This window comes from Actinomadura madurae (assembly GCF_047130825.1).
Classification (GTDB): Bacteria; Actinomycetota; Actinomycetes; order Streptosporangiales; family Streptosporangiaceae; genus Spirillospora; species Spirillospora madurae.
Window position 1 is genome coordinate 8,375,301 of record NZ_CP083237.1, and the last position, 20,784, is coordinate 8,396,084.

Annotated in this window: 20 protein-coding genes; 18 read left to right on the forward strand and 2 right to left on the reverse strand. The window is 71.0% G+C overall.

Going from position 1 to position 20,784, the window contains the following annotated elements; translation table 11 throughout:
* The first annotated feature begins 28 nt into the window (after positions 1-28).
* Positions 29-1,492, forward strand: coding sequence for a flavin-containing monooxygenase (locus K8Z49_RS39000; RefSeq protein ID WP_412516536.1), 1,464 nt, complete (start codon positions 29-31; stop codon positions 1,490-1,492).
* 15 nt (positions 1,493-1,507) lie between these two features.
* The gene (locus K8Z49_RS39005; protein ID WP_021596431.1) at positions 1,508-1,888 is read left to right on the forward strand and encodes a nitroreductase family deazaflavin-dependent oxidoreductase; all 381 of its coding nucleotides are present in this window, start codon (positions 1,508-1,510) and stop codon (positions 1,886-1,888) included.
* A 25-nt stretch (positions 1,889-1,913) separates the two neighbouring features.
* Here K8Z49_RS39005 and K8Z49_RS39010 read toward each other — a convergent pair whose 3' ends face one another.
* Together K8Z49_RS39010 and K8Z49_RS39015 are read right to left on the reverse strand one after the other, a co-directional pair.
* Entirely contained in the window at positions 1,914-2,561 is a 648-nt protein-coding gene (locus K8Z49_RS39010) for a TetR/AcrR family transcriptional regulator (protein ID WP_021596430.1), read from the reverse strand.
* A 107-nt stretch (positions 2,562-2,668) separates the two neighbouring features.
* The gene (locus tag K8Z49_RS39015; RefSeq protein ID WP_024935446.1) at positions 2,669-3,901 is read right to left on the reverse strand and encodes a helix-turn-helix domain-containing protein; all 1,233 of its coding nucleotides are present in this window, start codon (positions 3,899-3,901) and stop codon (positions 2,669-2,671) included.
* A 473-nt stretch (positions 3,902-4,374) separates the two neighbouring features.
* On the opposite strand from K8Z49_RS39015, the gene K8Z49_RS39020 reads away from it, so the two are divergent.
* The 16 genes from K8Z49_RS39020 (at position 4,375) to K8Z49_RS39095 (ending at position 20,691) form a co-directional block, all read left to right on the forward strand.
* The gene (locus K8Z49_RS39020; protein WP_024935445.1) at positions 4,375-5,388 is read left to right on the forward strand and encodes an ABC transporter ATP-binding protein; all 1,014 of its coding nucleotides are present in this window, start codon (positions 4,375-4,377) and stop codon (positions 5,386-5,388) included.
* Positions 5,389-5,528: 140 nt separating this feature from the next.
* The gene (locus K8Z49_RS39025; RefSeq protein WP_111832327.1) at positions 5,529-6,230 is read left to right on the forward strand and encodes an ABC transporter permease; all 702 of its coding nucleotides are present in this window, start codon (positions 5,529-5,531) and stop codon (positions 6,228-6,230) included.
* Between the two features lies 1 nt (position 6,231).
* The gene (locus K8Z49_RS39030) at positions 6,232-7,068 is read left to right on the forward strand and encodes an MlaE family ABC transporter permease (protein ID WP_021596426.1); all 837 of its coding nucleotides are present in this window, start codon (positions 6,232-6,234) and stop codon (positions 7,066-7,068) included.
* Between the two features lies 1 nt (position 7,069).
* Positions 7,070-8,347 carry an MCE family protein gene (locus K8Z49_RS39035; protein WP_412516537.1) on the forward strand — a complete coding sequence of 426 codons (1,278 nt, stop codon included), beginning with the start codon at positions 7,070-7,072 and terminating at the stop codon, positions 8,345-8,347.
* Entirely contained in the window at positions 8,344-9,402 is a 1,059-nt protein-coding gene (locus K8Z49_RS39040; RefSeq protein WP_412516538.1) for an MCE family protein, read from the forward strand. Before K8Z49_RS39035 ends, K8Z49_RS39040 begins: the two co-directional genes overlap by 4 nt.
* Positions 9,399-10,508: an MCE family protein gene (locus K8Z49_RS39045; RefSeq protein ID WP_081842659.1), complete on the forward strand. Its 1,110-nt coding sequence runs from the start codon at positions 9,399-9,401 to the stop codon at positions 10,506-10,508. The genes K8Z49_RS39040 and K8Z49_RS39045 overlap by 4 nt, the downstream gene beginning before the upstream one ends.
* A gap of 40 nt (positions 10,509-10,548) precedes the next feature.
* Complete coding sequence (locus K8Z49_RS39050) at positions 10,549-11,763, forward strand: MCE family protein (protein ID WP_412516540.1); 1,215 nt, start codon at positions 10,549-10,551, stop codon at positions 11,761-11,763.
* Complete coding sequence (locus tag K8Z49_RS39055; protein WP_412516542.1) at positions 11,763-12,998, forward strand: MCE family protein; 1,236 nt, start codon at positions 11,763-11,765, stop codon at positions 12,996-12,998. The genes K8Z49_RS39050 and K8Z49_RS39055 overlap by 1 nt, the downstream gene beginning before the upstream one ends.
* Position 12,999: 1 nt before the next feature.
* Positions 13,000-14,250 (forward strand): MCE family protein, encoded by a 1,251-nt coding sequence (locus tag K8Z49_RS39060; RefSeq protein ID WP_021597365.1) that lies wholly within the window; start codon positions 13,000-13,002, stop codon positions 14,248-14,250.
* Complete coding sequence (locus K8Z49_RS39065; protein ID WP_412516543.1) at positions 14,247-14,804, forward strand: hypothetical protein; 558 nt, start codon at positions 14,247-14,249, stop codon at positions 14,802-14,804. Before K8Z49_RS39060 ends, K8Z49_RS39065 begins: the two co-directional genes overlap by 4 nt.
* Positions 14,801-15,403: a hypothetical protein gene (locus K8Z49_RS39070; protein WP_412516544.1), complete on the forward strand. Its 603-nt coding sequence runs from the start codon at positions 14,801-14,803 to the stop codon at positions 15,401-15,403. The genes K8Z49_RS39065 and K8Z49_RS39070 overlap by 4 nt, the downstream gene beginning before the upstream one ends.
* Positions 15,404-15,423: 20 nt before the next feature.
* Entirely contained in the window at positions 15,424-16,263 is an 840-nt protein-coding gene (locus tag K8Z49_RS39075; RefSeq protein WP_412516545.1) for a hypothetical protein, read from the forward strand.
* A gap of 13 nt (positions 16,264-16,276) precedes the next feature.
* Entirely contained in the window at positions 16,277-16,828 is a 552-nt protein-coding gene (locus K8Z49_RS39080) for a hypothetical protein (protein WP_021597361.1), read from the forward strand.
* Between the two features lie 303 nt (positions 16,829-17,131).
* Positions 17,132-17,779: a hypothetical protein gene (locus tag K8Z49_RS39085; RefSeq protein ID WP_021597360.1), complete on the forward strand. Its 648-nt coding sequence runs from the start codon at positions 17,132-17,134 to the stop codon at positions 17,777-17,779.
* Positions 17,780-17,856: 77 nt separating this feature from the next.
* A complete protein-coding gene (locus K8Z49_RS39090; RefSeq protein ID WP_412516546.1) occupies positions 17,857-19,980 on the forward strand; it encodes a hypothetical protein in 2,124 nt (707 codons plus the stop codon).
* 111 nt (positions 19,981-20,091) lie between these two features.
* The gene (locus tag K8Z49_RS39095; RefSeq protein WP_146877497.1) at positions 20,092-20,691 is read left to right on the forward strand and encodes a hypothetical protein; all 600 of its coding nucleotides are present in this window, start codon (positions 20,092-20,094) and stop codon (positions 20,689-20,691) included.
* Positions 20,692-20,784: the final 93 nt, after the last annotated feature.

Below are 20,784 nucleotides of genomic sequence, written 5' to 3' on the forward strand. Positions count from 1 at the left end.
GGCAGTAGGTTATCCGAGAGGAGGGGTCATGAGCGAGCGCGCCCCGGCGATCGTCATCATCGGCTCGGGATTCGCCGGCCTCGGCATGGCGATCCGGCTCAAGCGGTCCGGCTTCCACGACTTCGCCGTCCTGGAGAAGAGCGACGCGCTCGGCGGGACGTGGCACGACAACACCTACCCGGGCTGCGCCTGCGACGTCCCCTCCCACATGTACTCCTTCTCCTTCGAGCTGAACCCGCGCTGGACGCGCATGTTCGCGCCGCAGCCGGAGATCCGCGCCTACATGGAGCGCACCGCCGACAAGTACGGGGTGCGCCGGCACATCCGCTTCGGCGCGGCCGTCGACTCCATGGAGTACGACGACGCCGCCCGCCGCTGGAACGTCACGCTCGCCGACGGGTCCGTCCTCACCCCGAAGGCCATCGTGTCCGGCATCGGCGCCCTGCACGTCCCGTCCTATCCGGACCTGCCGGGCATCGAGCGGTTCCAGGGGACGGCCTTCCACTCCGCCGAGTGGGACCACTCCTACGACCTCGCGGGCAAGCGGGTCGCCGTCATCGGGACGGGCGCGTCCGCGATCCAGTTCGTCCCGAAGGTCGCCGAGCAGGCGGCCGACCTCGTGGTGTTCCAGCGGACGCCGCCGTGGATCCAGCCCAAGCCGGACGTCGCCATCCCGGCGCCCGTCCGCACCCTCTTCGCGCGGGTCCCGGGCGCCGCCCGCGCCTTTCGCGGCGGCATCTACTGGGCGCTGGAGGCCCGCGCCGTCGGCTTCACCATCGACCCGCGCCTGTCCGGGCCGCAGGAGCGCCTCGCCCGCCGGCACATGGAGAGGCAGATCCCCGACCCGGAACTGCGCGCCAAGGTGACGCCGGACTACCGGATCGGCTGCAAGCGGATCCTGCTGTCCAACGACTACTATCCGGCGCTCGCCCGCCCCGACGTGGAGGTCGAGACGTCCGGCGTCGCCGAGGTCCGGCAGAACTCGATCGTCACCGAGGACGGACGCGAGTACGAGGTCGACTGCATCATCTACGGCACCGGCTTCAGGGTGACCGACGCCATCACCGACCTGCGCGTCACCGGCCGCAACGGCACCAAGCTCCAGGAGATCTGGGCCGACGGCGTCGAGGCGCACCGCGGCACCACGATCCCCGGCATGCCGAACTTCTTCATGCTGCTCGGCCCGAACACCGGCCTCGGCCACAACTCCGTCGTCTTCATGATCGAAGTTCAGATCCAGCACGTGCTGAGCTGCCTGCGGCTGCTCCAGGAGACCGGCAGCGACACGATCGAGCCGAAGCCCGAGGCCGTCCGCCGCTTCAACGACCGCATGCAGAAGCGGCTGCGCCGCGCGGTCTGGAACGAGGGCGGCTGCAACAGCTGGTACCTGGACGAGAACGGCGTCAACCGCGCGCTCTGGCCGGGCCACACGTTCGAGTTCTGGGCGAGCAGCCGCACGGCGAAGCCGGACGAGTTCGTCCTCACCCGCTGAGGTAGGCATGGGGTCATGATGAAACCGCTGATGCCGCGATCGCTCGCCCGCTTCAACAGGGTCGTCACGAACCGGGTGCAGGGCGTCTACGCCCCCTACCTGCCGCCCTTCGCGATGATCGTGCACCGGGGCCGCCGCTCCGGCCGCGAGTACCGGACGCCGGTCACCGCGTTCCGCAGCGGCGGCCGGCTCATCGTCGGCCTCCCGTACGGCCGGGACGCCGACTGGGTCCGCAACCTGCTCGCCGAGGGACGCGGCGGCGTGGAACGCCTCGGCCGCGTCCGCCGGATAGGCAACCCGCGCGTGCTGACCGCCGCCGACTCCGCCGACCTCCCGCCCCCGGCCCGCCTCGCCACCCGCCACATGGACATCCTCGTCGCCGACCTCGAGGACTGACCGAACCGCGGCGAGGCGGCCCGGGTTACTTGGCGGTGGCGAAGATGGGGCGGAAGCCCGCGATGAGCTGGCGGATCACCGGGCGCTGCTCGGCGGGGGTGCGGCCGCGCAGGTCGTGGATGGGGTCGAGGCCGTCGTAGTACGGGGCGAGCGCGAGGAACGGCAGGACGGTCATCAGCCAGGTGGCGAGGACGTCGAGGTCGGCGTCCTCGCGGATGTCGCCCTGCGCCTTCCACAGGTGCAGCGTCGGGTGGATGACCTGCAGGTAGTGCTGGTTGGCGGTGTCGCGGACGACGGAGCGGACGCTGTTGTCGAGCTCGAAGTTCGTCGCCGCGGTGACGCCGCGCTCCAGCGGGTGGTCGGCCATGTACTCGGTCCAGTCGCACAGGACGTCGAACAGCCACTCGTCGAAGGTCTGGTCGAAGTCGATGCGCTCGATGCGGCGCTCCATCTCCTCGCGGATGCGGCGGGACGTCTCGTCGCAGACGAACGCGAAGAACTCCAGCTTGTCGCTGAAGTACTGGAAGAGCGAGCCCTTGGCGATGCCGGCCTCGCGGGCGATGGTGTTGAGGCTGCCGGTCGAGTACCCGTGCTCCCCGAACTCGCGCATCGCCACTTCGAGCACGCGCTCGCGCTTGGCGACGTTCAGGCGGAACCAGGTCGACGTCGGCATGGACCCCTTCGACTTTCCGTCATGAGCCGGTAACCAGAAGGTCAGGATAACGGTCCGTGGCGTCCCGTGTGACCCGAAGCGTCACCGGCGCCCCATGCCGGGCGCGGTCACCGGTCGCCGGGGACGCTCCGGCGGCCGGGCCTGCGGCGCCGGTACAGGCTCGCGGCGCGGAGGGTGGCGTCGAGGGAGAAGCGGGCGTCGGCGTCCTCCAGGCTGTCGCCGAGGTAGCTCTCCAGCTGGCGGAGCCGGTACCGGACGGTCTGGGGGTGGATCTTGAGCCGCTCGCCGATGTCGACCGCGGTCGCCCGGGTGGTGACGGACTCGGCGAGCGTCTCGACGAGGCGTTTGCGCTGCCCGTCCGACACGTCCCGCAGCGGTTCCAGATGCCGGCGGGTGAGCTCCTCGATCAGCGGCGGGTCGGACAGCAGCCACATGGTCATCAGGTGGTTCTGGCACGGGATGAGGGAGGCGTCCGGGATGACGCCCTCCTCGGCGAGGGCGAGGACGCGGCGGGCCCAGCGCAGCGAGTGGGTCGCGCGTTCCAGCGGCAGGGTGAGGCCGAGGACGCAGCTCGCGTCGGCCAGGGCGGCGTGCAGCATGGCCTGGCGTTCCGCGGTGAGCGGTCCGGGGACGAGCAGGCACGGTTCGGCCGAGTCGAAGTCGATGAGGACGTCGGCGTCGAGCGCGGAGCGGGTGCAGGGCGCCTCGGGGTGGATGGCGACGAGGGTGGCCTCCGCCGGGAGCGGCCACCAGCCGGTGGACTTGGCGAGGTCCTCGATGGCCTCGGGGACGACGGCGGGACGCTGCAGGATGAGGTGCAGCAGCCGGCGCCGCTCCTCGCGGCGGCGCACGTCCGCGTGGCAGGTGGCCTGCTGGTAGCCGAGGCGGGCCTGCGCGACGGCCTCGTCCAGGTAGACGAGCATGGCGTCGACGGTGGTCGCCACGACCGAGGTGGGGATCCGCTCGCGCTCGGCGACGATGACCGTGCGGCGCCAGGCGACGTGGAAGGCGATCCGGGTCGCGGCCTGGAGGTGGTCGAGGGTGCGCCCCTCGACGGCCTCGAAGTGCCCGAAGGCGCGGCAGGTCTCGTCGCGCTGGGCGGTGGCGGCGGCGGGGTCGGCGTCCATGTCGGCGAAGGAGGCCAGCAGCAGGCCGATGCCGTGCCGGAGGATCTGGTCGTAGGCGGAGCGCTCCGGCCGGTCGTACTCCGGGATCGCCCGCTTGATCTCGGTGACGATCTCCCGCGCCACATCGGCCAGCTCCGCCCGCAGCAGGCCCAGGAAATCGGCGGAGGTGATCTGACTCCGGTCGTGTTCGGACAATTCCAATGCCTGGGACATGGGAAAGAGAAACCTCCGCATCGGGGCCGGCCGGGCATCCGGCGCCGCGCCTTCCGTCCCGGCCGGGACGGCGGTGCCGGGTGGCGTGTGCCGAACGGAAGGGCGACACCCTGGGGCGAGATCGGAAACACCGCGAACATAAAGTCGACCGTCGCCGCTGGCAAGGGTCGGCGGCGTGATCGGGTGCGGTTCGGTGCGGTTTTGCGCGCGATGTGACAAGAACGGCGTTCGGTTGCTGGCCCGGTGACAACCGGAGGCCGGCAGGCCCCTGGGGCAGGGGGCTGCGGGCCATCATGTTACCGCCCGGTAGTCACTGGGCGGCGAATCCCGGCCGAGCGGAGACTAAGCCGGTGACAAAAACGGCCGCCATTTATCGAATTGCGTCCTGAACCCCGTGCGGCCCTATTGAATGCGAGAGCTACTCGGCCGTAACGTTCCGCCGGACGGAGCCTTATCGCGAGTGGCGGTGTTCGTTGGGAATTGAAGTCGTCGTGGAGGGCCTGACCAAAGCCTTCGGCACGCAGACGATCTGGCGCGGCGTCACCCTGACGCTGCCCGCCGGTGAGGTGAGCGTGCTGCTCGGGCCTTCCGGCACGGGCAAGACGGTCTTCCTCAAGTCGCTGGTCGGGCTGCTCAAGCCCGAGGAGGGCCGGGTGCTGATCGACGGCGTCGACATGGTCAACGACCCCGACCGCACGGTCTTCGAGGCCCGCAAGCGGTTCGGCCTGATGTTCCAGGACGGCGCCCTCTTCGGGTCCATGCCCCTCTACGACAACATCGCGTTCCCGCTCCGCGAGCACACCCGCAAGAAGGAGTCCGAGATCCGGCGGATCGTGATGGAGCGCATGGAGATGGTCGGGCTCGCCGGCGAGGAGCGCAAGCTGCCCGGCCAGATCTCCGGCGGCATGCGCAAGCGCGCCGGCCTCGCCCGCGCCCTCGTCCTCGACCCGGAGATCATCCTGTGCGACGAGCCCGACTCCGGCCTGGACCCCGTCCGCACCGCGCACATCTCCCAGCTGCTGATCGACGTCAACGCGCGGATCGACGCGACCATGCTGATCGTCACGCACAACATCGACATCGCGGCGACCGTCCCGGACAACATCGGGATGCTGTACCGCCGCGACCTCATCGCGTTCGGCCCCCGCGAGGCGCTGCTCACCAGCGACGAGCCGGCCGTCACGCAGTTCCTGCACGGCGACACCCGCGGGCCGATCGGGATGTCGGAGGAGAAGGACGCCGCGCTGCTCGCCGCCGAGGCCGCCGCGGCCGCGGCCGCCCAGACCAACGGCCCGGCGCGCGGCCGCCGCACCATCGAGATCCCGCCGCAGCTGCGTCCCACCGCCGGGATGCCGCCCCGGCAGGCCGAGCGCCGGCACGCGCTGCGCGTCGACGCGATGCTCCCGCGGCTCTCCCACCAGGCGCAGCAGGCGATCTGGGCCAACCGCAGGCACGTGGCGGAAGGCGGCGGCGATGGCGCGAACTGACGAGCCGACCGCACCGCGCGGCGACGCGCGCGGGCCCGAGGAAGGAGACGCGCGTGGCGGCACCTGACACCGCCGTCCCCGGCGCCGGCGCGCTGCGCCAGGTCGGGCGGCTGTTCGCGCTCGCCGGGACGGTGCTGGCGATGACGTTCCGCCGGCCCTTCCAGCTCCGCGAGCTGATCCAGCAGTTCTGGTTCATCGCGTCGGTGGCCATCCTGCCGACCGCGCTCGTGTCCATCCCGTTCGGCGCGGTCATCTCGCTCCAGGTCGGGTCGCTGGCCAAGCAGCTCGGCGCGCAGTCGCTCACCGGCGGCGCCAGCGTCCTCGCGGTGGTGCAGCAGGCGAGCCCGCTGATCGTGGCGCTGCTGATCTCCGGCGCGGCCGGGTCGGCGATCTGCGCCGACCTCGGCTCCCGGACGATCCGCGAGGAGATGGACGCGATGGAGGTGATGGGCGTCTCGCCCGTCCAGCGCCTCGTCGTCCCGCGCGTGCTGGCCTGCATGGCCGTCGCGGTGCTGCTCAACGGCCTGGTCTCCGTCGTCGGCGTCGCCGGCGGCTACTTCTTCAACGTGATGATGCAGGACGGGACGCCGGGCGCCTACCTCGCCTCGTTCTCCGCCCTCGCGCAGCTGCCCGACCTGTACGTCAGCGAGCTGAAGGCGCTGCTGTTCGGGTTCATCGCCGGGGTGGTGGCCGCCTACCGCGGGCTGAACCCGAGCCCCGGCCCGAAGGGCGTCGGCGACGCGGTCAACCAGTCGGTCGTCATCACGTTCCTGCTGCTGTTCTTCGTCAACCTCGTGCTGACGGCGATCTACCTCCAGGTCGTCCCCCCGAAGGGGGCGTGACGTGGCGATCCCCGGTGCGCGCCGGTTCCGGCCGGTCAAGCTCGTCTCCTGGCTGGACGATCCCGGCGACCAGCTCGGCTTCTACGTCCGGGCGCTGCTGTGGACGCCGCGCGCCCTGCGCCGCTACCTGCGCGAGTCGCTGCGGCTGCTCGGCGAGGTCGCCTTCGGCAGCGGCGCGCTCGCGGTCATCGGCGGCACCGTCGGCGTGATGATCGGCATGACGGTGTTCACCGGCGTGGTCGTCGGGCTGCAGGGTTACGCCGCGCTCGACCAGATCGGGTCCGCCGCGTTCACCGGCTTCGTGTCGGCCTACTTCAACACCCGGGAGATCGCGCCACTGGTGTCCGGCCTGGCGCTGTCGGCGACGGTCGGCGCGGGCTTCACCGCCCAGCTCGGCGCGATGCGGATCAACGAGGAGATCGACGCCCTGGAGGGCATGGGCATCCAGTCGGTGCCCTACCTGGTGACCACCCGCATCATCGCGGGCAGCGTGGCGATCGTCCCGCTGTACGGGATCGGGCTGCTCAGCTCCTACGTCGCGTCCAGACAGGTGACGCTCTGGTTCAACGGGCAGTCGGCAGGCACTTACGACCACTACTTCAACATCTTCCTCGCCCCCGAGGACGTGGTCCTGTCGTTCGTCAAGGTGCTCATCTTCAGCGTCATGGTCGTGCTGGCGCACTGCTACTACGGCTACCGCGCGGTCGGCGGCCCCGCCGGCGTGGGCGTCGCCGTCGGCCGCGCGGTCCGCACCGCGATCGTGCTGATCAGCGTGACGGACTTCTTCATCAGCCTCGCCATCTGGGGCGCGACGACGACGGTGAAGGTGACGGGCTGACATGGCTAGACGCACCACCCGGCACGTCGTCGGGCAGCGCCTCACCGGCGTGGCGTTCCTGCTCGTCCCGGCGCTGCTGATCTGGCTGTCGATCGCGATCTACAACAAGCAGTTCACCGACGTGACGACGGTGACGCTGCGCACCGGGACGGCCGGCCACGAGATGCACCCGCTCGCGGACGTGAAGGTCCGCGGCGTCGTCGTCGGCGAGGTCCGCTCCATCACCGCGGACGGGGCGGGCGCGAAGCTCGAACTGGCGCTGAAGCCGCGGATGACCGACCGCGTCCCGTCGGACGTCCAGGCGCGGCTGCTGCCGACGACGGTGTTCGGCGCCCGGTTCGTGTCGCTCGTCCCGCCGGACGGGTCGACGGCCCCGCCGATCGCGGAGGGCGCGGTCATCTCCGAGGACCGCAGCAGGAACGCGGTGGAGCTGTCGGAGGTGCTCAACCACACGATGGACCTGCTGAACACCGTCCAGCCGGCCAAGCTGTCGGCGACGCTGAACGCCATGTCGCGGGCGCTGGAGGGGCGCGGCGACCAGATCGGCCGCAACTTCGAGCAGCTCGACGCGTTCCTGACCAGGCTCAACCCCGAGGTCCCGGCGCTCGCCCGCAACCTCGACGAGCTGGCGGAGTTCTCGCGGCACGCCTCCGACGCCGCCCCCGACCTGCTTCAGGCGCTCACCGACTTCACCGTCACCAGCCGGACGATCGTCGAGCAGCGCCTCGCCCTCGCGAGCCTGTACGACACGGTCTCGGCATCGTCCGCCGATCTCGACGACTTCCTGCGCGCCAACTCCGGGAACATCATTGAGCTGGCGTCGGCGAGCCGCGGCAGCCTGGACCTGCTGCGCCGCTACGCCCCCGCCGCGCCCTGCACGTTCCGGACGTTCGCCGAGTTCGTCCCGAAGATGGACAAGGTCCTCGGCAAGGGCACGGACCGGCACGGCGTCCACGGCGTGCTCGTGTCGATCCCGCACAAGGGCCGCTACGTGCCGGGCAGGGACGCGCCCCGCTACGACGGCGGCGACGGGCCGCACTGCCCGAGCGTCCCGTACCTGGCGTCCGGGAACGGGGTGCGGGTGCTGCCCGCCGGCGGCGCCCCGGGCGGCGGCGGCGCGGCCGGGAGCGGCCTCGGGCCCGCGAACTCGGCGTCGGAGAACGACCTGGTCAACGAGCTCGCCGGGCCGTCGCTCGACGAGGTCCCCGAGGAGCTGCCGGACTGGTCAAGCGTGCTGGTCGGGCCGATCTACCGGGGCACGGAGGTGACGGTCAGGTGAGGCTCGCCGGACAGGGGCTGAAGGGCCTTGGGTTCCCGCTCGTCAGCTCGCTGATCTTCATCGGGGTGACGGTGCTGGCGACGCTGCTGCTGGCGTCCAGCATCACCGGCGCCACCAGCGGCGACCGCGTCACCTACTACGCCAAGTTCACCGACGTCGCCGGGCTGCATCCCGGGCACGGCGTGCGGATCGCGGGCGTCGAGGTCGGCCAGGTCGAGGAGATCGAGGTCAGCGACCGGCGGCTCGCCCGGGTGAAGTTCTCCGTCGACCGGGACCGGACGATCCCCGCCTCGGCCACCGCCGCGGTCAAGTACCTCAACCTGGTCGGCGGCCGGTACATCGCGCTCGGCCAGGGCACCGGCTCGCCCGGCCAGGTGCTGAAACGCGGCGGGACGATCCCCGTCGGGCGCACCACCGGGACGCTCAACCTCACCCAGCTGTTCCAGGGCTTCCAGCCGCTGATGCAGGCGCTGTCGCCCGGGGACGCCAACCGGCTCTCGGAGTCGATCGTCAAGGTGCTCCAGGGGGAGAGCGGCACCGTCGAGAGCCTGCTGCGCACGGTCGGGCAGCTGACGAGCACGCTCGCCGCCAAGGACCGGGTGATCGGCCAGGTCATCACGAACCTCGACAGCATCGTCCAGACCGTCAACGGGCGCGACCGGCAGCTCGTCGACCTGATCACGACGCTGCGCCGGTTCACCTCCGGCCTGGCCGCCGACCGCCGGCCGATCGGCGAGGCGCTCGGGTCGATCGCCGACCTGACCAGCGCCACCGCCGGGCTGCTCCAGGTCGCGCGGGACCCGCTGAAGGACGACATCGTCCAGCTCGGCCGGCTCAGCGACAACCTGAACCGCGACGAGCCGCTGCTGGAGCGGTTCCTCCGGCGGACGCCCGAGAAGCTCTCGACGTTCGGCCGGGTGGGCTCCTACGGGTCGTGGATGAACTTCTACCAGTGCGAGGTCCAGCTGATCGGCGTGACGTACGCCGGTTCCGACGTCACGGACCAGCCGCCGCCGACCGGCCTCCCGATCAAGGACGCGAGGTGCCGCGGATGACGCCCCCGAACCCGCCGGGCGGGCCGACACCGCCGCCGCGTCCCGTGCCGCGCGCCCTGCCCCGCCTGAAGACGGGCCGGCCGCGGCTGAAGCCGCTGCGCGAACGCAGCCCGATCGGGGTCGCGGCCGTCGGCGTCGCCCTGCTCCTGGTGCTCGGCATGCTCGCGTTCCGCGCCGACGACCTGCCCGTCATCGGCGGCGGGACGACCTACAGCGCGTACTTCTCCGAGGCCGCCGGGCTGAAGGACGGCCAGGAGGTCCGCGTCGCCGGCGTGAAGGTCGGCAAGGTCACCGCCGTCGAGCTCGAAGGGAACAAGGTCAAGGTGACGTTCCGGGTCAAGGACACCTGGGTCGGGAACGCCACCCGCGCCATGATCATGATCAAGACCCTGCTGGGCTCGAAGTACCTCCAGCTCGACCCGCTCGGCTACCGGAGGCAGGACCCGCGCGAGACCATCCCGCTCGACCGGACCGTCGCCCCCTACGACGTCACGACCGCCTTCGAGGACCTCGGCCGGACGTTCGACCGGCTCGACACGGCCAAGCTCGCGGCGAGCCTGGAGACGATCTCCAAGACGTTCGAGGACACCCCGCCGAGCGTCCGCGTCGCACTGCACGGCCTGTCGTCGCTGTCGAACACCATCGCGTCCCGGGACGCCGAGCTGGCCCGCCTCCTCGCCGGGACGAAGCAGCTGTCCGGCACGATCGCCGCGCAGAACGCCCAGTTCCAGACCCTCTTCAAGGACGGCAACCTGCTGCTCGGCGAGCTGCGCCGGCGGCGCGACGCGATCCACGCGCTGCTCGTCGGCACGAACCGCCTCGCGCGGGAGCTGATCGGCCTCGTCGACGACAACCGCCGCACCCTGGGCCCGACGCTCGCCTCCCTCGACCGGGTCACGACCGTCCTCGAACGCAACCAGAAGAACCTGGACCGGGCGCTGGAGACCGCCGCCCCCTACATGCGCGTCGTCGCCAACTCGACCGGCAACGGCCGCTGGGTGGACGGCTACCTGTGCGGCACCGTCCCCAAGGAGTACCTGGAGAACGGCGCGTGGAAACCGCCCGTCACGGGCTGCGAGCCTCCGCGTCTGACGGGAGGCCGGTGACATGAGGGCTGATGGCAGGGCATCCTCCACGACACGCACGGTGAAGCTCCCCAGGCTCGGTTCGCCGATCCGCGACCACCGCACGCGGGTGCTCCAGGCGCTCATCGCGACCTTCGTCCTCCTGGTCGCGATCGCGCTGGTCCCGCTGCTGACCGGCGGGCCGACGCACCGGATCACCGCGTACTTCGCCACCGCCATCGGCGTCTACCCCGGCTCGGACGTCCGCGTCCTCGGCGTGAAGGTCGGGTCGATCGACTCCGTCGAACCGCTCGGGAACCGGGTCAGGGTCGACATGCGGGTGGACGACGAGGTGGACGTCCCCGCCGAGGCCCGCGCCGTCGTCATCGCGCCGAACCTCGTCTCCGACCGGTACGTCCAGCTCGACCCCGCCTACGGCGGCGGCCCGAAGATGGCCGACGGCGCGTCCATCGACGTGAGCCGCACCGCGACGCCGCTCGAACTCGACCAGCTCTACGACGCGGTGCGCAAGTTCTCGGGCGACCTCGGCCCGCAGGGCCTGAACGCTAAGGGCGCGCTGTCGGACGTCGTCCGGGTCGGCGCCGCCAACCTCGGCGGCAACGGCAGGGCGCTCAACACCACGATCGCCGACCTCGGCAAGGCGTCCCAGACCCTGGCCGACACCAGCGGCGACCTGTACGCCACCGTCGCCAACCTCAACAAGTTCAGCGAGATGCTCCGCGCGAACGACGGGCAGATCCGGCTGGCCGAGAACCAGCTCGCCGAGGTGAGCGGGTTCCTCGCCGCCGACCGGGAGGAGCTCGGCGCGGCGCTGCGGAGCCTCGCGCTGGCGCTCGCCGAGGTGAAGGGGTTCGTGTCCGACAACCGCGCGGCGCTGAAGAAGAACGTCGGCAGGCTCGCCGGGATCACCCAGGTCCTGGTCGACCAGCGGGCGTCCCTCGCCGAGATCCTCGACACCGCGCCGCTGCTGACGCAGAACGCGCTGAACGCCTACGACCCGAAGACCCGCTCGCTGATGACCCGCGGCAACCTCCTGGAGATCACCAAGGGGTTCGGCGGCACGAGCGGGCCGGGCGTCGACCCGCCCGGCGCCGACCAGCGGCCGGTGTGCGCGGCGGCGGCGTCCGCGACGAGGGCGCTGCGCGAGCAGTGCGAGCGCCTGGAGAAGGGCGGGCTGGTCGCCGTCCCGCCGGCGCAGGCGCCCGGCGTCCCGCCGCTGCCGCTTCCGCCGGCCGGGCCGACCTACGCCGGCCCCGGCGGAGAGGGAGGCCGCTGATGCGCGCGCCCAGGCTCCTCGCGGCCCTCATCGCCGGCACCGTCCTCGCGGCGGGCTGCTCGACGCGGATCGAGGACATCCCGCTGCCCGGCGGCGCCGACCTCGGCGACCACCCGTACACGGTGAAGGTGCAGTTCGAGGACGTGCTGAACCTCGTCCCGCAGGCCGCGGTCCGGGTCAACGACGTCCCGGTCGGGCGGGTGAAGAAGGTGTCGCTGCCGAAGGACGCGTGGAATGCCGAGGTGACGCTCGTCGTGAACGGCGACGTGCGCCTGCCGGCGAACGCGACCGCGAACCTGGAGCAGTCGAGCCTGCTGGGGGAGAAGTACATCAAGCTCGCCGCGCCCGCCACGGCGCCGTCCCCGCGGCGGCTGACCGACGGCGCCACGATCCCGGTGTCCCGCACGACCCGCAACGCCGACACCGAGGAGGTGTTCGGCGCGCTGTCGCTGCTGCTGTCGGGCGGCGGGCTCCCGCAGATCCGGACGATCAACAAGGAGCTGAACCAGGCGCTCGGCGGGCGGGAGGACAAGGTCCGCTCCGCGCTGGAGAACCTCAACGGCCTCACCAGCACGCTGAACCGCAACCGGCGGTCGATCGTGGACGCGCTCGACGGGCTCAACCGGCTGTCGTCCACGGTCGCGACCCGCAACGGGCAGGTCGAGACCGTCCTGGACGACCTCTCGCCCGGCCTGAAGGTGCTGGACGAGCAGCGCGGCAAGCTCGTCGAGCTGCTGCGGCGGCTGGAGAAGCTGTCGGACGTCGCCGTCAGGACCATCGACGCCAGCAAGGAGGACACGGTCGCGAACCTCCGCTCGCTGTCGGTCATCCTGCGCAAGCTTGCTGATTCCGGGCGGGATCTGCCCAAGTCCCTTGAGGTCCTGCTCACCTACCCGTTCACCGACGAGGCGCTCAAGGCCGTCAAGGGCGACTACCTCAACGGCTACCTCACCGTCGTCGCCGCCGAGGGCAACGACTGCGTCATCCCGCCGGTGAAGGAGCTGAAGCCGAAGAGCCTCGCGGAGGCGCGCGCCCTGGCCGCCCCGCCCGCCGGCCCGCAGCCGGTGCCGTGCCCGAACATCGCGGGCGGCGGCGGATCCCAGCCGTCCGCCACGCCGGACCCGGCGACGCCGGTGCCGACGCCGGTCGCGCCGCGATCACCCTCCGGCGGCTCCGGTGGCGGGCCCGGCGATGGGCCCGCCCTTCCGCTCCCGACCCTCGGGGAGGGGGACTGACATGCTCACCGTGGTCACCCGCATCAAGATCGTCGTGTTCGCCGTCATCGCGGTCCTGGTGGTCGGCTACATCGGCGTCACCTACGCCGACCTCGGCCGCTACGTCGGGATGCGCGGGTACTACACCGTCCGGCTCGACCTGGCGACCGCCGGCGGCCTCTTCGAGGGCTCCGCCGTCTCCTACCGGGGCGTGACCGTCGGCAAGGTCGGCACGCTCGACCTCAGCCGGGACGGCGTCATCGCCGAACTCCGGATCGACGACTCGTCCCCGAAGATCCCCGGCAATCTGCAGGCGGTCGTCGCGAACCGCTCCGCCGTGGGCGAGCAGTACGTCGACCTGCGGCCCGCCGCCGACTCCGGGCCCTACCTGGCGCAGGGCTCCACGATCCCGCGCAGCGTCACCGTCACCCCGGCGCCGGTGAACGAGACGCTCAAGAGCGTCAACGACCTCGCCGCCTCGCTGCCGCTCGACGACACGAAGGTGCTCATCGACGAGCTGGGCCTGGCGTTCGCCGGGCAGGGCCCGCACCTCCAGCAGCTCCTCGACACGAGCGCCCGGTTCGTGTCGGCGTCCGACGCGGCGTTCCCGGACTCGCGCGCACTGATCCACAACGGCCGGGCGGTGCTCCGGACGCAGAACGAGATGTCGGCCGCGTTCAAGGCGTTCGCGTCCAGCTCCAGCCTGCTGGCGCGGCAGCTCCGCGACTCCGACACCGACCTGCGCAGGCTCATCGCGGCCGGGCCCGGAGCGGCGAACGAGCTGTCCGGCCTGCTGCGCGACCTGGACCCGAGCCTCAGCGTCCTGCTGGCGAACCTCCTCACCACGGCCCGGGTCGGCGAGCCGCGGCAGGCCGCCATCGAGGAACTGCTGGCGAACCTCCCGAACGTCGCGGGCGTGGGGTCCAGCATCGTGTCCGGCGGCAAGCTCCGGCTCGGCCTGGTGAACACGTTCTTCAACCCGCAGCCCTGCACCCGCGGCTACGGGAAGACCCGCTACCGCAACGGCCTCGACCTGTCGCCCGCGCCGGGGTTCAACACCGGCGCGCACTGCGCCGAGAGCCCGAGCACCGGCATCAACGTCCGCGGCGCCGCCAACGCACCGCGCGAGGGCGTCCCGGCACCGGCCAAGCCCGGAACCCTGAGCGGAGCGGGCACGACGGACCTTCTCAACTCGCTCGGCCTCACCGGGCTGGCGCGACCGGCGCCGTCCGGGGACCTGGCCGCCCTCCTCGGCCTGGGAGGCCCGCGATGACCGGCGTGGCGGCGGCGCTTCGCAGGCCGGGCTCGCTGATCCGGTGGGCGCGCCCGGCGGGCCACGTCCTCACGGCCGCCGCCGCGGTCTTCCTGTGCCTGTCGCTCTGGTCGCTGTTCCAGTCCGGGCGGGGCGCCGACCACGACCTGGCCGCCGCGCGGGACGAGGTGAGCCGGACCGCCGTCCGCGACCTCGCGCTGATCAACAGCATCGACCCCAAGGTGGCCGAGCTGGACCTGCAGCACTGGCTGGACGTCGCCACCGGCCCGTTCGCCGACGCGCTGAAACGCGACATGCCCGCCGCGCGCGCGAGGTTCGCCAAGCAGACGGCCCGCTCGCACGGGCGCGTCACCGCGCTCGCCGTCACCGACCTCGACCGGTCCGCCGGCGAGGCGACCGTCATCGCCTCCGTCCGGGTCTTCACCGAGCCGGCCGGCGACTCCGCCCAGGGCACCGAGCAGCGCAAACGCTACGAGGTCGGGATGCGGCGGGTCGGCGGGACGTGGAAGATCAGCTCGCTGAACCCGCTGGCGCCCGGGGGGAGCAGGCCGTGAGCGTCACCGAGGAACGGCCCGCGCGGCGCCGCCCCGTCCCGCGGAAGAACCCGCGGAAGAACAAGGCCGCCCGGCGCTCGCTCGGCTCAGCGCTGAAGCGGGCCGCCGGGCTGGGGTGGCCGGTGACCCTCGCCCTGGCGATCTGCCTGTCCGCCCTCGCCGTCGACGGCTGGGCCGGCAGGCGGAGCGAGCGGTCACCGGCCGCCAACCGCGCCCTCGTCGACAAAACCCGGACCGCCAGGGTCGTCGCGGACGTCTCGGCGAAGGTCGAGCGGATCTTCACCTACGTCCACACGGACCCGGCCGCGACCGAACGGGCCGCGAGCGCCGTCCTCACCGGGCGGGCCATCGGCGACTACCGGCGGCTGTTCGGCCTGGTCGAGCAGAACGCCCCGGTCATGAGGCTCGCCCTCACCACGAAGGTCACCAAGGCCGGGCTCATCGAGCTCACCCGTGACGGGACGGCGGTCCTGCTGGTCATGCTCGACCAGACGACCACCCGCGACGGCAAGGCGACCGGCTCGCCCGTCGCGGCCCAGCTCATCGTCACGGCCCGCGACGACCACGGCTGGCGCATCAGCGACCTCCGGGCCGCCTGAAGGAAAGGGGTGGAATTCAGGTGACCGAGACCAGAACCGCCGACCCGGCGGCAGAAGAGCAGGAAGCCCGCACAGAAGAACCCGAGGCGGCGGAACAGCCCGAGGCGGCGGAAGAACCCGAGGCGGCGGAAGAACCCGAGGCGGCGGAAGAACCCGAGGCGGCGGAACAGCCCGAGGCGGCGGAAGAACCCGAGGCGGCGGAAGAACCCGAGGCGGCGGAAGAACCCGAGGCGGCGGAACAGCCCGAGGCGGCGGAAGCATCCGAAGCGGCGGAAGAGCCTCGACGGACCGGGGCGTCCGACGAGCCGCCGCGGCGGGAGAAGAAGGACGCCGCCGAACCGTCCCGCGGGCTCTTCGCGGATCCACTGGTCAGGGTGGCCTTGGCGGTGACCGTGATCGCCGCCGGTGTGTGCGCGTGGTTCGGCTACTCGTACCGCACCGCGTCCAGTGACGGCTCGCTCGCCTACGCCGCCGAGCGCGACAAGGTCCTCGCCGCGGCGGACCAGGCGATCGTCAACCTCAACACCCTCGACTACCGCGACGTCGACGCGGGGCTGAAGGTCTGGCGGGACTCGTCGACCGCCCAGCTCTACGACGAGATCGTCCAGGGCGGCGCACGGCTCAAGAGCGATATCCAGAAGGCGAAGACGACCAGCACGGCGAAGATACGGGAATCGGCCCTCACCGAACTCGACATCCGCGCCGGAAAGGCCGCCGTCATCGCCGCCGTCAGTATTTCGATCAGCGGGGCGGACGGAAAGCCGGTGAACAATCTGCGCCGGTTCACCGGTCAGCTCACCAGAACGTCCGCGGGCTGGAAACTGTCGGCCCTCGGACAGGCCCCGACCGGAACGTCCTGACGAGGAGAGTCGCATGGCAGCGATCAGCACGCTCGGGCGCGCGGTTCCGGGATCCGGCCGCAACCGCCTCGTCACATTTCTCGGCGCCCTGGCCATCGCGTTCGGTGTCACCGCCGCATGGCTGCACGGCCAGGCCGGCGAACGGACCGGCGCGGCGTCCGCCAAGAATGAGGCGCTGAGCGACAACGGCCGGACAAGCGAGGTGAAGGGGCAGATCACCACGGCGGTGAACACCGCCTTCTCCTACAACTACGCCGACGTGGCGAAAACCGAGAAGGCCGCCCAGGACGTCCTCACCGGTAAAGCCGTCCAGCAGTACAACCAGCTCTTCGCGCTGGTCCACAGGCAGGCGCCCCAGCAGAAACAGGTCCTGACCACCACCGTCACCGACTCGGCGGTCACGTCCCTGACCAGGGACCGCGCCCGCCTGCTGATCTTCGCCGACCAGCGCAACACCCGGACCGACAAGGACAAGACCAGCTACTCCGCCGCCGTCTTCGCCGTCGACGCCGTCCAGCTGAACGGACAATGGAAGATCGACAACATCGACACTCTCGGCGCCTGACCGCAATGCGCGATTCGTGGCCGCTGACAATACAGGGATGCTCGATTGCTAAGTCGATGACAAAACCAAAAAAACGGTGGTGGAGGCATCGGAAAGGTGTCAATCGGACCTTGATTTACTTGTTACCAGTGCGTATCTTACAGGTATATATAGGGCAGGACAGGGTGGTCGTCTGATGGAGTCGAGGGTTTCGGCTCCATGGGTCCTGCTCCCCGCTGAACAGGAGGAGTCACACCCAGGAAAACGCAGTCAGTATCCCCACTAGCCGACAGAAACCACCCTCTGAAGGGAAGCAGAACTGACATGCGAAAGCTCACCCGAAACGCTCTTGCCGCGACCGCCGTCATGGTCACCGGTCTCGGTCTGATGTCCACCCCGGCCTACGCGGCCGACCCGTGGACCGTCTCGCCGGGCGGCGCCATCTCCGGCACCAACCTCGGTCCGCTCACCGCGATCGACATGACCACCGGCGCGGCGATCGTGTGCGACTCGTCCACGGCCAGTGGGTCGGCGAAGAGCGGGTCCAACCTGCCCGGCGCCGGCATCGCGCAGCTGGACAGCGTGTCGTTCTCCACCCCGGGCAACCCGAACAACTGGTGCACCGGGCCGGTGGGGATCGTGGTCCAGGTGACGGCGACGGGCACGCCCTGGCAGTTCAACGCCCAGGACTACGACGGTGCCGGGGTCACGACCGGCACGCTGACCGGCGTCCAGGCGAGCATCCACGGCAGCGACGAGTGCGACGCCACCGTCGCCGGCCCCGGCAGCGACACCGGGACGATCGACGGCACGTACGACAACTCCGACGGAACGCTCCGCGTGTCCGGCGGCAACCTCGAGGTCAAGACCGTCGACGCGGACTGCGACCCGAGCCTGATCAACGCGGGCGACCAGGTCCTGCTCGACGGCGCCTACCAGGTCTCGCCGCTCCAGATGATCACGCACCCGTGATGACCGCGACCTGACGCTCCCCCCGAGGGCCGCATTCGCGCCGAGCGCGCGAATGCGGCCCCCTCCGACGATTGGACGTGGACATGTTGCAGTACGGCCGCCGCCTCGCCTCGCTCGCGGCCACCGCGGCCGTGGCGACGGCGCTGGCCGTCGTCGGCATGCCGGGCGCGGGCCCGTCGGCGTCCGCCGACATCGGCGCCGAGCTGCCCTTCCTGTGCACCACGCCGACGGGAACGCAGCGGGTCGACGTCGCGGTGAAGGCGAGCGCGCCGGCCGCCGGGCGCGTCGGCGAACCCGTGCAACCGGGCACGGTCGCGATCAGCGCGAACGTCCCCTCCACGCTCCTGCGCGGACCGGCCGAGCCGGCGGGCGGCGGTACGGCGGATCCCGTGGCACCCGGCGTTCAGGCGATGGCCGGTGTCACCGGGACGGCGCGGCTGGACGTGGACATCGTCCAGGGCACCCGCGTCCTCGACGCCGGCTGGCCCGTGTTCGCCCTCGCCGCCGAGGGGCCGTCCACCGGCGAGGCGGTGCGGCTCACCGGCCATGGCGTGACGTCCCCGATCACCCCTTCCGCGCCGGGCCAGCTGGCCTGGCGGGCACGCGGCCTGACACTCGTCCTCGACGACTCCGAGGGGACGGCCGGGAAGCCGGTCTCGTTGAACTGCACCCCGCCGCGCAGCCCGCGGCTCGGAAGCGTCTCGGTGCGGGGTCGGACCCCGGCCGCGGCCGGGGTCCCGGCCACGGGGCAGGGCATCGCGCCGCAGGCGGAACCGCCAAGCACCCTCGAATGCTTCGAGATCCCGCCGCCACCGGTGAACCCCGGCGACGATCCCGAGTACAGCCTGAACCTGGACGAGAAACTCTACGAGATCTTCAATAAGCCGGAACGTCCCGGCACGGGCATCGCGCGGGTTCCCCCGGAGGGGTATGACCCCGGCCTGCCCTATTGTGCGCGCGGCGCCGGATTCGCCAATATCAAGAAACTCGGCAGCGCCACCCCCATTGCGGCGGAAAGCGTCTTCAGGCGAGGGGTGGTCACCTATCGCGCCAATCCTCCCACGACCGGCACGAACTACCTTGAGCAGCAGGGCTATGTGCTCAACACCACCGTGCCGAGCAGAGCCACGATCCTGTCGCTCGGTTTCATGCCCACGACGGCGGCGGCGGAGACGGTGCAGCTCCGCGCGCCCGGCGACCCCATCAACCGCAAGGTCGGAAACCTGCGCATCGTCGCGCCATTGCAGGCGCCCAACGTCCGCCCGCCAGGTGTGGAGAGCAGCAACGCCTGGATGCGCCAGTACGTAGCCGTGCGCGTCAAGGACGTGTCGGTCAACGGCACCGCCCTGAACGTGGGAGAGAACTGCGGCAGCGGTCGGACCCTGCTGTCGCTCTCCTCGTTCATGGGCGATGAGGAAACGGGATTCATCAGACCCGACGACGGCCAGACCTTCACCGGGGAACTGGATATTCCGGCGTTCTCCCATTGCGGTGTGGGCGAGGACCTGAGCCCGCTGTTCACGGCGAGCATCTCCGGCTCCGGCAACTACGCGAAGATCGAGTCCGGCCCCTGGTGCAGGCCGTCGGAGACGCGGGACTGCGACGCCGATCCCGAAGAACCGCAGACCTGGACGATCTCACCGGGCGGAGACGTCACGGCCACGGTCGCCCCGTTCGTCATCGCGGGGACCGGCGCCTCCCAGATCCGCTGCGAGGCGGCCGCGCTGCGGTTCCACCTCGACAAACAGCACTGGCGCCAGCGCTTCATGCTGGCCGAGGTTACCCCCACGTTCACCGGCTGCGTGCTCTCGGCATCCGGACGCGAGTTCCCCCTCGCCCTCTCCGTGGCTTCGAACTGGTGGTTCAACGGACGGCCCATCGTGAACGACACGGTGACCCTGGAACTCAACGGCATTCTCATCAACGCGTCCGGGAAGATCCCCGCCACCGCCACCGGCGAAGTGCCGAGCACCTCCTGCGCCATCCGCATCGGAAACATCCCCGCTCTGGCCTCGACGGAGGAGACGTACGCCGGGCTGGTCGGCGGATACGCGAACGGCACGTTCACCGCCAGCGCCTCGATGCGAGTCACGAACAAGACGACATGCCCGTCCTGGACGGGCTTCTCGAGAGCGGGATTCGGGCGGATCACGAACGCCGCGTTCGCCTGGGACCCGCCGCAGAACTTCACGCTCAAATAGCGGGTCGTGCCCGTTCGCCACCACCCCGGTCCGGGCACGCACCCGCCGGTCCGCCGCAGGCCGCGCACCTGCGGCGGACCGGCCTGAGACTCCCGACGAAAGGGTGGCCGCATGAAAGTGCTTGCCCTGACAGCCATTCTCGCCGCCCTCCTGCCGGCGTCGGCCCCAGAGGACACCTGGACGGTCACACCGGGAGGATCCGTGACGGCCACGGCACCGGTGGAGATTCGCAATACCGACCGGGGCTGGAGCATCGACTGCGCCGGCGCCACCTTCACCGGATCCGCCGAATCCGGAGCCGGGGACACGACGGAACCGCTCATCGAATTCGACGAGGCCACCTTCCAGGACTGCACCGGCCCGGACGGAGTCGGATACACGGTCACGATGACCAGCGGCGTCCAGTTGGAGATGTACGTTTCGTCCTACGACGCCGGAACAGGCAAGACGACGGGCACCCTCTTCGGCTTCCACCTCAACCTCGTCGGGACGAACAGGTGCCAGGCGGATATAGCGGATCCCACCGGCAACCTCGGAACGGCCGACGCGGCCTTCACCAACGGAAGCAGCGTGCTCGGCCTCGACGGCGGGAACATGGGCGTCACTTTCGTCAACTTCGCCTGTCCAAGCGGATTCATCGCGACCGAAGACCGGATCGTGGTCGCCGCACGACTAACGGTGACCCCTCCCCAAACGATTTCCAGCCCCTGACGACCGCCGCCGAAATGCATCCCCGCTGACAATGAGAACACTCGTACAAAACCTCTTTCTGGCACCCGCTGACAAGATCGAAGATTTGTCCCA